This is a genomic window from Streptomyces sp. NPDC051684 (genome assembly GCF_044453445.1).
Taxonomy (GTDB): Bacteria; Actinomycetota; Actinomycetes; order Streptomycetales; family Streptomycetaceae; genus Streptomyces.
This window is the reverse complement of sequence record NZ_JBITCS010000008.1, coordinates 180,516-193,037: the sequence shown is the minus strand read 5'-3', so window position 1 is coordinate 193,037 and position 12,522 is coordinate 180,516. Positions and strand designations below refer to the sequence as shown.

The 12,522-nt window shown below is 71.1% G+C and carries 9 protein-coding genes and 1 pseudogene; 9 read left to right on the top strand and 1 reads right to left on the bottom strand.

All coding sequences use genetic code 11. From position 1 onward, the window contains the following. Nucleotides 1-49: 49 nt before the first annotated feature. From tkt to gnd, 6 genes are read left to right on the top strand one after another with little or no spacing between them, the layout of a single operon-like run. Nucleotides 50-2,146: a transketolase gene (gene tkt, locus ACIA8D_RS12710; protein ID WP_399231383.1), complete on the top strand. Its 2,097-nt coding sequence runs from the start codon at nt 50-52 to the stop codon at nt 2,144-2,146. A 58-nt stretch (nt 2,147-2,204) separates the two neighbouring features. Beyond that, on the top strand, nt 2,205-3,326 hold the full coding sequence (tal, locus tag ACIA8D_RS12705) for a transaldolase (protein WP_399231381.1): 1,122 nt from the start codon (nt 2,205-2,207) through the stop codon (nt 3,324-3,326). Then, on the top strand, nt 3,323-4,855 hold the full coding sequence (gene zwf, locus ACIA8D_RS12700; RefSeq protein ID WP_399231379.1) for a glucose-6-phosphate dehydrogenase: 1,533 nt from the start codon (nt 3,323-3,325) through the stop codon (nt 4,853-4,855). Before tal ends, zwf begins: the two co-directional genes overlap by 4 nt. Next, nucleotides 4,852-5,799 carry a glucose-6-phosphate dehydrogenase assembly protein OpcA gene (gene opcA, locus ACIA8D_RS12695; RefSeq protein ID WP_399231377.1) on the top strand — a complete coding sequence of 316 codons (948 nt, stop codon included), beginning with the start codon at nt 4,852-4,854 and terminating at the stop codon, nt 5,797-5,799. Before zwf ends, opcA begins: the two co-directional genes overlap by 4 nt. Then, nucleotides 5,792-7,444, top strand: coding sequence for a glucose-6-phosphate isomerase (gene pgi, locus ACIA8D_RS12690; RefSeq protein ID WP_399231376.1), 1,653 nt, complete (start codon nt 5,792-5,794; stop codon nt 7,442-7,444). Before opcA ends, pgi begins: the two co-directional genes overlap by 8 nt. 20 nt (nt 7,445-7,464) lie before the next feature. Then, the gene (gnd, locus tag ACIA8D_RS12685) at nt 7,465-8,340 is read left to right on the top strand and encodes a phosphogluconate dehydrogenase (NAD(+)-dependent, decarboxylating) (RefSeq protein WP_399231374.1); all 876 of its coding nucleotides are present in this window, start codon (nt 7,465-7,467) and stop codon (nt 8,338-8,340) included. 66 nt (nt 8,341-8,406) lie between these two features. Here the strand turns inward: gnd and ACIA8D_RS12680 are convergent, their stop codons facing one another. Next, nucleotides 8,407-10,227: a serine/threonine protein kinase gene (locus ACIA8D_RS12680; protein ID WP_399231373.1), complete on the bottom strand. Its 1,821-nt coding sequence runs from the start codon at nt 10,225-10,227 to the stop codon at nt 8,407-8,409. A 216-nt stretch (nt 10,228-10,443) separates the two neighbouring features. Between ACIA8D_RS12680 and ACIA8D_RS12675 the strand changes: the two genes are divergently transcribed. The 3 genes and pseudogenes from ACIA8D_RS12675 to ACIA8D_RS12665 all read left to right on the top strand — a co-directional run. Beyond that, the gene (locus ACIA8D_RS12675; protein ID WP_399231371.1) at nt 10,444-11,307 is read left to right on the top strand and encodes an ROK family protein; all 864 of its coding nucleotides are present in this window, start codon (nt 10,444-10,446) and stop codon (nt 11,305-11,307) included. A gap of 96 nt (nt 11,308-11,403) precedes the next feature. Next, nucleotides 11,404-11,580: a hypothetical protein gene (locus ACIA8D_RS12670; protein WP_399231369.1), complete on the top strand. Its 177-nt coding sequence runs from the start codon at nt 11,404-11,406 to the stop codon at nt 11,578-11,580. Further along, nucleotides 11,573-12,449, top strand: a pseudogene (locus ACIA8D_RS12665) (ABC transporter ATP-binding protein); the annotation flags it as partial. The gene ACIA8D_RS12670 and the pseudogene ACIA8D_RS12665, both read left to right, overlap by 8 nt. Nucleotides 12,450-12,522 lie beyond the last annotated feature (73 nt).

The window sequence follows — 12,522 nt, the reverse complement described above, 5'->3', positions numbered from 1 at the left end:
TGCCTTTCGGCACCTCGGCAGGACAACGGATGCGAAGGAAGCTGTACAGATGAGCACGCAGACACCGGACGGACTCGACCCCTTCGAGCGCCCCTTCGAGTGGACCGAACGCGACCAGCGTGCCGTCGACACCGCACGCCTGCTGGCGGCGGACGCCGTGCAGAAGGTCGGCAACGGTCACCCCGGCACCGCGATGAGCCTGGCCCCGGCCGCGTACACGATCTTCCAGAAGGCCATGCGGCACGATCCGGCCGACCCGGAGTGGACCGGCCGCGACCGCTTCGTCCTGTCGCCCGGCCACACCAGCCTCACCCTCTACACCCAGCTCTTCCTCTCCGGCTACGAGCTGGAGCTCGACGACCTGAAGGCGTTCCGCACGCAGGGTTCGAAGACGCCGGGCCACCCCGAGTACGGCCACACCGCCGGTGTCGAGACCACGACGGGACCGCTCGGCCAGGGCGTCGCCAACGCCGTGGGCATGGCGATGGCCGCCCGCTACGAGCGCGGCCTGTTCGACCCGGAGGCCGCCGAGGGCGCCTCCCCGTTCGACCACACCATCTGGGCGATCGTCTCCGACGGCGACCTGGAGGAGGGCGTCTCCGCCGAGGCGTCGTCCATGGCAGGCCACCAGAAGCTCGGCAACCTCGTCTTCGTCTACGACGACAACCACATCTCCATCGAGGGCGACACCGCCACCGCGTTCTCCGAGGACGTGGAGAAGCGCTACGAGGCGTACGGCTGGCACGTCCAGCGCATCGAGCCCACCGCCGACGGCGACGTCGACCCGAAGGCCCTTTACGAGGCGCTCGCCGCCGCCAAGGCCGTCACCGACAAGCCGTCCCTCATCGCGATGCGCACGATCATCGCCTGGCCGGCCCCGACCAAGCAGAACACCGAGGGCTCGCACGGCTCCGCGCTCGGCGACGAGGAGATCGCCGCCACGAAGAAGGTCCTCGGCTTCGACCCCGAGCAGTCCTTCATCGTCGAGGACGAGGTCATCGCCCACACGCGCGGCGCCCTCGACCGCGGCGCCGAGGCGCACGCCGCCTGGGACAAGAAGCTCGCCGAGTGGCGCAACACCAACCCGGAGCGCTCCGCGACCCTCGACCGCGTGCTCGCGGGCCGCCTCCCCGAGGGCTGGGAGGACGCCCTGCCGTCCTTCGAGACCGGCACGAAGGTCGCCACCCGCGCCGCGTCCGGCAAGACCCTCCAGGCGCTCGGCGGTGTGATCCCCGAGCTGTGGGGAGGCTCCGCCGACCTCGCAGGGTCGAACAACACCACCATCGACAAGACCAGCTCCTTCCTCCCGAAGGGCAACCCGCTCCCGGAGGCCGACCCGTACGGCCGCACCGTGCACTTCGGCATCCGCGAGTTCTCGATGGCCGCCGAGATGAACGGCATCGCGCTGCACGGCAACACCCGCATCTACGGCGGCACCTTCCTGGTGTTCTCCGACTACATGCGCAACGCCGTCCGCATGTCGGCCCTCATGCAGCTCCCGGTCACCTACGTGTGGACCCACGACTCCATCGGTCTGGGCGAGGACGGCCCGACCCACCAGCCCGTCGAGCACCTCGCCGCGCTGCGCGCCATCCCCGGCCTGAACATCGTCCGCCCGGCCGACGCCAACGAGACCGCCATCGCCTGGCGCGAGATCCTCAAGCGCGGCACCGACAAGCCGGCCCCGCACGGCCTGGCGCTGTCCCGCCAGGGCCTGCCGACCTACGAGGCCAACGAGGACGCCGCCAAGGGCGGTTACGTCCTGGCCGAGGCGTCGAAGTCCACCCCGGACGTCGTCCTGATCGCCACCGGCTCCGAGGTCGAGGTCGCCGTCGCCGCCCGCGAGCAGCTGGAGGCCGAGGGCATCGCCACCCGCGTCGTGTCGATGCCGTCCGTCGAGTGGTTCGAGGAGCAGGACGCCGAGTACCGCGCGTCCGTCCTGCCGCCGTCGGTGAAGGCCCGTGTGGCGGTCGAGGCCGGCATCGGTCTGACCTGGTACCGCTACGTCGGTGACGCCGGGCGCATCGTCTCCCTGGAGCACTTCGGCGCCTCCGCCGACGCCGGGACGCTGTTCGCCGAGTTCGGCTTCACCGCCGAGAATGTGGCCGCGAAGGCGAAGGAATCCCTCACCGCCGCCCGCGCCTGAACCTCCCCCTCACCCACGTCTTTGTAGCAAGCACAGCCGAAAGAAGATGAAGCAGAACATGAGCAACGCCGTCGCACCCCTCAAGGCCCTGTCCGACGAAGGCGTTTCCATCTGGCTGGACGACCTGTCCCGCACCCGCATCGAGTCCGGCAACCTCGCCGAGCTCGTCGCGGACAGTCACGTCGTGGGCGTCACCACGAACCCCTCGATCTTCCAGGCCGCCATCGGCAAGGGCGAGGGCTACGAGGAGCAGCTCGCCGACCTGGCCGTCCGCAAGGTCACCGTCGACGAGGCCGTCCGCATGATGACCACCCAGGACGTGCGCGCCGCCGCCGACATCCTGCGCCCGGTGTACGACGCCACGCAGGGCCGTGACGGCCGCGTCTCCATCGAGGTCGACCCGCGCCTGGCCCACAACACCGAGGCCACCATCGCCGAGGCCAAGCAGCTCGCCTGGCTCGTGGACCGCCCCAACGTGATGATCAAGATCCCGGCCACCCTCGCGGGCCTCCCGGCGATCACCGAGGTCATCGGCCTCGGCATCTCGGTCAACGTCACGCTGATCTTCTCCCTCGACCGCTACCAGGCCGTCATGGACGCCTACCTGGCCGGCCTGGAGAAGGCCCACGAGCGCGGCATCGACCTCTCCTCGATCCACTCCGTCGCCTCGTTCTTCGTCTCGCGCGTCGACGCCGAGATCGACAAGCGTCTCGACAAGATCGGCACCGACGCGGCCAAGGACGCCAAGGGCAAGGCCGCCCTCGCCAACGCCCGGCTCGCCTACGAGGCGTACGAGCAGGTCTTCGGCTCCGAGCGCGCCACCAAGCTGGAGGCAGCCGGCGCCAACAAGCAGCGCCCGCTGTGGGCCTCCACCGGCGTCAAGGACCCCGCGTACAAGGACACCCTGTACGTCGACGAGCTGGTCGCGCCCGGCACCGTCAACACGATGCCCGAGGGCACCCTGAAGGCGACCGCCGACCACGGCGAGATCACCGGTGACACCATCACCGGCCGCTACGAGCAGGCCCGCGCCGAGCTCAAGGCCGTCGACGCGCTCGGCATCTCGCTCGACGAGGTCACCCAGCAGCTCGAGGACGAGGCCGTCTCCAAGTTCGAGATCGCCTGGACCGACCTGCTCTCCACCGTCTCCTCCCGTCTGACGGAGGCTGAGTCCAAGTGAGCTCCACCGCTTGGCAGAACCCGCTGAGGGACCCCCGCGACCGCCGTCTGCCGCGCGTCGCGGGCCCCTCCGGGCTCGTCATCTTCGGCGTCACGGGCGACCTGTCCCGCAAGAAGCTGATGCCGGCCGTCTACGACCTCGCCAACCGCGGCCTGCTGCCGCCGGGCTTCTCGCTCCTCGGCTTCGCCCGCCGCGAGTGGGAGGACCAGGACTTCGCGCAGGTCGTCCACGACTCGGTCAAGGAGCACGCCCGCACCCCCTTCCGCGAAGAGGTCTGGCAGCAGCTCGCCGAGGGCATGCGCTTCATCCCCGGCGACTTCGACGACGACACCGCGTTCTCGCAGCTGCGCAGCGCCGTCGACGAGCTCGACGAGAAGCGCGGCACCAGCGGCAACTACGCGTTCTACCTCTCGGTGCCGCCGAAGTTCTTCCCCAAGGTCGTCCAGCAGCTCAAGAAGCACGGTCTCGCGGACGCCGCCGAGGGCTCCTGGCGGCGCGCCGTCATCGAGAAGCCGTTCGGCCACGACAGCGAGTCGGCCCGCGAGCTGAACGCGATCGTGCACGACGTGTTCTCGCCCGAGCAGGTCTTCCGCATCGACCACTACCTCGGCAAGGAGACCGTCCAGAACATCCTGGCGCTCCGCTTCGCCAACCAGATGTACGAGCCGATCTGGAACCGGTCCTACGTCGACCACGTGCAGATCACGATGGCCGAGGACATCGGCATCGGCGGCCGCGCCGGCTATTACGACGGCATCGGCGCCGCCCGCGACGTCATCCAGAACCACCTGCTCCAGCTGCTCGCCCTCACGGCGATGGAGGAGCCGGCCGCGTTCGACGCCGAGTCGCTGGTCAACGAGAAGCTCAAGGTCCTCAAGTCCGTGCGGCTCCCCGCCGAACTCGACAGGTCCACGGTCCGCGCGCAGTACGCCGGTGGCTGGCAGGGCGGCGAGAAGGTCCCCGGCTACCTCCAGGAAGACGGCATCGACCCCAAGTCGAAGACCGACACCTACGCGGCCGTGAAGCTGGGCATCGACAACCGCCGCTGGGCGGGCGTCCCGTTCTACCTGCGCACCGGCAAGCGCCTCGGCCGCCGCGTCACCGAGATCGCGGTCGTCTTCCAGCGCGCCCCGCACTCCCCGTTCGACCACACCGCAACCGAGGAACTCGGCCAGAACGCGATCGTCATCCGCGTTCAGCCGGACGAGGGCATGACGGTGCGCTTCGGATCCAAGGTGCCGGGTACGTCGATGGAGATCCGCGACGTGTCCATGGACTTCGCCTACGGCGAGTCGTTCACCGAGTCCAGCCCGGAAGCGTACGAGCGGCTGATCCTGGACGTGTTGCTGGGCGACGCGAACCTCTTCCCGCGCACGGAGGAGGTCGAGGAGTCCTGGCGCATCCTGGACCCCATCGAGGAGCACTGGGACAAGGTCGGCAAGCCCGCCCGGTACGCCTCGGGCAGCTGGGGCCCGAAGGAAGCGGACGAGATGCTCGCACGAGACGGACGGAGCTGGCGAAGGCCATGAGGATCGACCTGACCGACACCACGGCAAGCAAGGTCAACAAGGCGCTCGTCGAAGGGCGCCGCGCCATCGGAACCCCCGCGGTGGGCATGGTCCTGACGATGGTCATCGTCACGGACGAGGAGAACGCGTACGACGCGACGAAGGCCGCCCAGGAGGCGTCCCGCGAGCACCCCTCGCGCACCCTCGTCGTCATCCGGCGCACCAAGCGCCTGCCCCGCGACCGGCACGGCAACCGGCTCGACGCCGAGGTCCGCCTCGGCTCCGAGGCCGGCACCGGCGAGACGGTGATCCTGCGCCTGTACGGCGAGACCGGCCAGCACGCCGACTCCGTCGTCCTGCCGCTGCTGCTGCCCGACGCCCCGGTCGTCGTGTGGTGGCCGGTCGACGCCCCCGACGAGCCCTCCAAGGACCCGCTCGGCGCGCTCGCCGCCCGCCGCATCACCGACCTGTACGCCGACGAGGACGCGCTCGCCGCCCTCGACCGGCGCGCCGCGCACTACGCCCCCGGCGACACCGACCTGGCCTGGACCCGGCTCACGCCGTGGCGCTCCATGCTGGCCGCCGCGCTCGACCAGGCCCGTACCGACGTCGTCTCCGCGGCCGTCGAGTCCGAGGCCGGCAACCCCAGCGCCGAACTGCTCGCGCGCTGGCTCGGCGCCCGGCTCGACGTCCCGGTCGAGCGGGTCGTCACCGCGGGCCCGGTCGTCACCGCGGTCCGCCTGGGTACCCCGAACGGCGAGATCCGCATCGACCGCCCGGAAGGGCCGCTCGCCAAGCTGACCCTCCCCGGACAGCCCGAGCGCACCCTCGCCCTCAAGGTGCGCTCCACCGCCGAACTGATCGCCGAGGAACTGCGCCGCCTCGACGCCGACGAGATGTACGCCGTGGCCCTGCAGGCGGCCGCCCCCGGCAAAGTCACCAAGGAGTCCGTTCAACATGCCTGACAGCACCCCCCTCCTCACCCGTCGCCCGCAGTGGACGGCACTGGAGGACCACCGCGCGAAGTTCAACGGCACGCACCTGCGCGACCTGTTCGCGAAGGACGCGGCCCGCGCCGAGCGCTACACGGTCGACGTCGGTGACCTGCACATCGACTACTCCAAGCACCTGATCACGGACGAGACCCTCGCCCTGCTCCAGGAACTGGCCACCGCCACCGACGTGTTCGGGCAGCGCGACGCCATGTTCCGCGGCGAGAAGATCAACACGACCGAGGACCGCGCCGTGCTGCACACGGCCCTGCGCGCACCGGCCGACGCCGTGATCGAGGTCGACGGCGAGAACGTCGTGCCGAAGGTGCACGAGGTCCTCGACCAGATGGCCGTCTTCGCCGACAAGGTCCGTACGGGCGAGTGGACAGGACACACCGGCAAGCGGATCAAGAACGTCGTCAACGTCGGCATCGGCGGCTCGGACCTCGGCCCGGCGATGGCGTACGAGGCGCTGCGTCCGTTCACCGCCCGCGACCTGACGTTCCGTTTCGTCTCCAACGTCGACGGCGCCGACCTGCACGAGGCCGTCCGCGACCTCGACCCGGCCGAGACGCTGTTCATCATCGCGTCCAAGACCTTCACGACGATCGAGACGATCACCAACGCGAAGGCCGCCCGCTCCTGGCTCCTCGACGGGCTCGGCGGCGACGAGAAGGCTGTCGCCAAGCACTTCGTCGCGCTGTCGACCAACGCCGAGAAGGTCTCCGAGTTCGGCATCGACACGGCCAACATGTTCGCGTTCTGGGACTGGGTCGGCGGCCGCTACTCCTTCGACTCGGCCATCGGCCTGTCGCTGATGATCGCGATCGGTCCGGACGCCTTCCGCGAGATGCTCGACGGCTTCCGCCTCGTCGACGAGCACTTCCGCACGGCCCCGGCCGAGACGAACGCGCCGCTGCTGCTCGGCCTCCTCGGCGTCTGGTACGGCAACTTCCACGGCGCGCAGTCGCACGCGGTGCTCCCGTACAGCCACTACCTCTCCAAGTTCACGGCGTACCTCCAGCAGCTCGACATGGAGTCCAACGGCAAGTCCGTGGACCGCCAGGGCCGCGGCGTCGAGTGGCAGACGGGCCCGGTCGTCTGGGGCACCCCCGGCACCAACGGCCAGCACGCCTACTACCAGCTCATCCACCAGGGCACGAAGCTGATCCCTGCGGACCTCATCGGCTTCGCGAAGCCGGTCGACGAGCTGTCCGACACCCTCGCGGGCCAGCACGACCTGCTGATGGCCAACCTGTTCGCGCAGGGCCAGGCGCTCGCCTTCGGCAAGACGCCGGACGAGGTGCGCGCCGAGGGCGTGGCCGAGGACCTGGTCCCGCACAAGACCTTCAAGGGCAACCACCCGACGACGACGATCCTCGCCCGCGAGCTGACCCCGTCCGTCCTCGGCCAGCTCATCGCCCTCTACGAGCAGAAGGTCTTCGTCCAGGGCGCCGTCTGGAACATCGACTCCTTCGACCAGTGGGGCGTCGAACTGGGCAAGGTCCTCGCCAAGCGCGTGGAACCGGCCCTCACCGAAGGCGCGGAGGTCCCCGGCCTCGACGCGTCGACGCAGTCCCTGGTCAGCACGTACCGCGCCCTGCGCGGCCGCATCTAACACGGAAAGTAGTGAACGACATGCAGCTCGGTCTCATCGGTCTCGGCAAGATGGGCGGCAACATGCGCGAGCGCATCCGCCGCGCCGGCCACGAGGTCATCGGCTACGACCGCAACCCCGAGGTCTCGGACGTCGCCTCCCTCGCCGAACTCGTCGAGAAGCTCGAAGGCCCGCGCGTGGTGTGGGTGATGGTCCCGGCCGGCGCCGCGACCCAGTCCACCGTCGACGAGCTCGGCGGCCTGCTCTCCGAGGGCGACATCGTCGTCGACGGCGGCAACTCGCGCTGGACGGACGACGAGAAGCACGCGGAGGAGCTGGCGGCCAAGGGCATCGGCTTCGTCGACGCGGGCGTCTCCGGCGGCGTCTGGGGCCTGGAGAACGGCTACGCCCTGATGGTCGGTGGCTCCGAGGAGAACGTCGCGAAGGTCAAGCCGGTCTTCGACGCGCTCAAGCCCGAGGGCGACTTCGGCTACGTGCACGCCGGCAAGGTCGGCGCGGGCCACTTCTCCAAGATGGTCCACAACGGCATCGAGTACGCCATGATGCAGGCCTACGCCGAGGGCTGGGAGCTCCTGGAGAAGGTCGACTCCGTGGACAACGTCCGGGAGGTCTTCCGCTCCTGGCAGGAGGGCACGGTCATCCGCTCCTGGCTGCTCGACCTCGCCGTCAACGCCCTCGACGAGGACACCCACCTCGACAAGCTGCGCGGCTTCGCCGCCGACTCGGGCGAGGGCCGCTGGACCGTGGAGGCCGCGATCGACAACGCCGTCCCGCTGCCCGCGATCACCGCGTCGCTGTTCGCCCGCTTCTCCTCCCGCCAGGAGGACTCGCCGCAGATGAAGATGATCGCGGCGCTGCGCAACCAGTTCGGCGGCCACGCCGTCGAGTCCAAGTAAGCGACGCGCACGAAGCCCGCCGGACCGCACGGTCCGGCGGGCTTTTCCGTTCGCCCACAGGCCCGTCTACTGGTCGGAGGCCCGCCACACCTTCGCGTCCAGCGTCACGTTCTTGCCCTCCGTCTTGCCCTGGAGCGTCAGAAGACCGACGTCCCCCGACCCGCTGACCAGGCAGAGCCGCTGCCCCACGGACAGGTTGTAGACCCAGAAGAACTCCTGCGCCCCCTGCGCTTCACGGCACGCGTCGAGGGTGGCCGGCCGGTCCGCGGGCAGCGCCGCGAGCGTGCTCCCCGACCCGGTGCCGGGCGACAGCTTGGCGCCGTTCTCGTAGACGTCGTACGTCAGGTCCTCGCTCGGCTGCCCGTCGTCCGGCTTGGCCCCCACCGGATCGTCCGAGAGGAACAGGTCCTGGCCGTCCGTCATCACGATGCCGTTGTACGTCGACGGGGCGGGCGGCTCCGAGGTCTCCGGCTCGCTCGGGCCGGGGGACGGGGGAGCGGCCGTCGCGCCGTCGTCCGGCGCCCCCGACGGCGCGGGAGCCGCGGCGCCCCCGGACCTCCGCGGCGACGTGGACGCGTCCGGCGAGGCGGACTTCGAGGGCGAGGCCGACTTCGACGCGGACCCCGACGCCTCGGGCGAACTCGGGGCCGTCCGCCCTCCCGCCCGGTCGTCCCGCGGTCCGTCGCCCGGCACGAAGTACAGCGCAGCCGCCGCACCGCAAGCGACCAGCGCGACCCCGGCGGCCGCCAGCAGCCAGGCACGCGAACGCCCCCGTTCGGGGCCGGTGCGCACCGCGGCGGTCTCGACACCCGAGGGCGCGGCGGGGGAGCCGGGCGACGCATGGGCGAACGCGACGGGCGGCCCGAACTCGCCGGCGGGGACAGGGCTCCCGGGCGTCCCGGGCTCACTCGTGGTACCACGCGGCGGCGTCGCGCGCCCCGTCGGCTCCGCCCCGGTCACCCGGGCACCCTCCGCCCGCGCCGCGATCCCCTCCGCGACCTCACCGGGAAGCCAGGCGTCCGTCGCGGGCCCCGCCCCGCCGGGCTGCGCCTCACGAATCGTCTGGACCGTCTCGATGACCTCCGTCACCGTCGGCCGGTCCTCGGCCTCCTTGCTGAGACACCCGGATATCAACTCCCGCAGGGCCTCGGGGACCTTGGACAGATCCGGCTCCTCGTGCACGACCCGGTACAGCACCGCGTGCGGCTCGCCCTCCCCGTACGCGGTGCTCCCGGTGGCGGCGAACACCGCGGTCTGGCCGAGCGCGAACACATCGGCGGAGCCGCTCGCGGAACCGCCGAGCACCTGCTCCGGAGCCATGTACGCGACCGTGCCCACGGCCGCCCCGCTGCTCGTCACGGACGTCGCGTCCGCCGCCCGCGCTACCCCGAAGTCGATGACGCGCGGCCCGTCCGAGGCCAGCAGCACGTTCGAGGGCTTCAGGTCGCGGTGCACGATCCCCGCGTCGTGCACCGCTTGCAGCGCCTCCGCGATCCCGGCCGTCATCCGCAGCACCGTGTCCACCGGCAGCGGCCCGTGCTCGCGCACCGCCTGCGCGAGCGAGGGGCCGGGCACGTACGCGGTCGCGCACCACGGCACCGGGCTCTCCGTGTCACTGTCGACGACCGGCGCCGTGTAGAGCCCGTGCACCTTGCTGGCAGCGGCGACCTCCGTGCGGAACCTGCGCCGGAACTCGGGGTCCTCGGCCAGTTCGGGTCTGATCACCTTGACCGCGACGGCCCGGCCGCCCGGCGTGTGCGACAGGTAGACGCGCCCCATGCCTCCGGAGCCGAGGCCCGCGACCAGGCGGTATCCGCCCGCCGTCCGTGGATCGCGGTCGTCCAGCGGCCGGAAATTCTCCGCATCGGGCCCACCGTTCGCCAACACGCCGCACTCCACCCCTGTTCCGTCTCGTGGCAGACCATTGCATCACGCGCCGCTCGGGCGCCTCCGGGCCAGCCCTTCGCGGGGCCCCGGATCCCGTGTGGGCGCGGGGACTTACGCCCGGCCGCCGCCGCGCGTACATTCTCGTAGCACCTCGTTTAGTTACGTAACTTTATCGACGGTTCCACGGGCGCTCGCCTCCGACGTGAGGAGCTCCACGTGCCATCTGCGCAAGGTCCAGTCGTTCTCGCCCTCGATTTCGGCGGTACCAAGACAGCACTCACCGTCGCCGACCCGCACGGCACCCGGCTGCGCGACCGCACCGTCCAGACCGCCGCGGGACAGGGCGCCCGCGCCGGTCTGGAACGGGCCGTCGCCGCCGCCCGGACCCTCCTCGACGGCCGCGAACCGCTCGCCGTCGGCGTCTCCACCATCGGCATCCCCGGCGCCGACGGCGTCGCTCTCGCCCCGAACATCCCCGGCTGGGGCGAGCTCGCCCTCGGCCGTGAACTCGCCCTGGAATTCCCCGGATCGGCGCTGCGCCTGACCACCGACGTGAAGGCAGCCGCCCGCTACGAGCACGCCGCCGGGGCACTGAAGGGCTGCGACCCCGGCCTGTACGTGAACCTCGGCACCGGCCTCGCCGTGGCCCTGGTCGTGGGCGGCGCCGTGGTCGCCGGACGCAACGGCGCGTCCGGCGAGATCGGATACAGCCTGCGGGCGCGCGCCGACGTCGGCCGGATGGCGGCCGACCGGATCCCGCTGGAAGACGTCGTCAGCGGCAGGGCCCTGAGCCGCGCCGCCCGCTCCGCAGGCTCCCGCCAACTTGCCGACCACATAGGGGAGTTCATCGACGAACTGGCCTTCCACCTCGTCAACCTCAGCATCGCCCTCGATCCCCAGCGGATCGTCGTCGGCGGTGGCATGGTCCGCTCCTGGGGCGCCCTGCACGACAGGCTGCGCACCGCCCTGGACGCCGCCGTGCCCTACCCGCCGGAGCTCGAAGCCGCCGCGCATCCGTACGACGCGCCCCTGCTCGGGGCACTCGCGCTGGCCGTCGAGGCCGCGCGCACCGGAACCTGACGCATCCGGCCCACGAAGGGACTGGCAGGACATGTCAGCGCCGCCGGCCTGCAATTCCTCGGCCTCGGCGACCCGAACTCGCAGAGCTGGGGCACGATGCTCTACTGGGCGCAGAACCAGCAGGCCCTCCGGACCGGCACCCCGCTCTGGTCGATCGCCCCCGGCCTCTGCGTCGCCCTCCTCGGCGTCGCCTTCGCCCTCGTCAACTACGCCTTCGACGAGATCGGCAACCCGGCCCTGCGCCCCGTACGAAGGGGGCGCTCCCGTGCCTGACACCCCGGACGCCCTGCTGACGGTCACCGACCTCAGCGTCGCCTACGACAGCCCGAACGGGCCCGTGACCGCGGTTGACCACGTCGAACTCACCGTGCGCAAAGGCGAGTTCGCGGCCGTCGTCGGAGAGTCCGGCTGCGGGAAGTCGACGCTCATGTTCGCCGTCGCGGGACTCCTCAACCCGCCCGCCCGGATCGCCGGGGGCGCCGTCCGCTTCCGCGGCGAGAACCTCGTCACGATGACCGACCGCGAACTGGCCGCCCTGCGCTGGCGCGACTTCTTCGTCGTCCTGCAGTCCGCCATGAACGCCCTCAATCCCGTGGCCACCCTCGCCGCCCGGTACAAGGACGCCATGGCGGCCCACGGCACGTACACGAAGGAGGAGATCCACGCCCGCTCCGTCGAGGTCCTCGGCCTCGTCGGCATCGACCCGGTCCATCTGCGCAGCTACCCGCACCAGCTCTCCGGCGTCATGCGCCAGCGCGCCATGATCGCCATGGCGCTGCTGCTCACCCCCGACCTCGTCGTCATGGACGAACCGACCTCCGCGCTCGACGTCGTCGCCCAGCGCTCCCTCATGGTCCAGATCAAGGAACTCCAGCAACTCCTCGGCTTCGCCGTCGTGTTCGTCACCCACGACATGTCCCTCGTCTCGCACTTCTCCGACCAGCTCCTCGTCATGTACGCGGGCCAGGTCGTCGAGGCGGGCCCCACCCGCACGGTCTTCGACCGTCCCTCGCACCCCTACAGCCGCGGCCTCCTTGAGGCGTTCCCCTCGATCCACGGCCCCCGCCATCCCCGGCAGCCCGCCCGACCTCGCCGCCCCGCCCACCGGCTGCCGCTTCCACCCGCGCTGCCCTGTCGTCATGCCGCGCTGCCACGACACGGAACCCGCCCTCTACGACGTCGCAGCGGCCCGCTCCCGCTGCCTCCTGCACGCCC

What these genes read in the sequence shown, in the direction of transcription:
- tkt (WP_399231383.1), top strand. Translation starts at nt 50, where the DNA reads ATGAGCACGCAGACACCGGACGGACTCGACCCCTTCGAGCGCCCCTTC.
- gnd (WP_399231374.1), top strand. Translation starts at nt 7,465, where the DNA reads ATGCAGCTCGGTCTCATCGGTCTCGGCAAGATGGGCGGCAACATGCGC.
- tal (WP_399231381.1), top strand. Translation starts at nt 2,205, where the DNA reads ATGAGCAACGCCGTCGCACCCCTCAAGGCCCTGTCCGACGAAGGCGTT.
- pgi (WP_399231376.1), top strand. Translation starts at nt 5,792, where the DNA reads ATGCCTGACAGCACCCCCCTCCTCACCCGTCGCCCGCAGTGGACGGCA.
- ACIA8D_RS12670 (WP_399231369.1), top strand. Translation starts at nt 11,404, where the DNA reads ATGCTCTACTGGGCGCAGAACCAGCAGGCCCTCCGGACCGGCACCCCG.
- opcA (WP_399231377.1), top strand. Translation starts at nt 4,852, where the DNA reads ATGAGGATCGACCTGACCGACACCACGGCAAGCAAGGTCAACAAGGCG.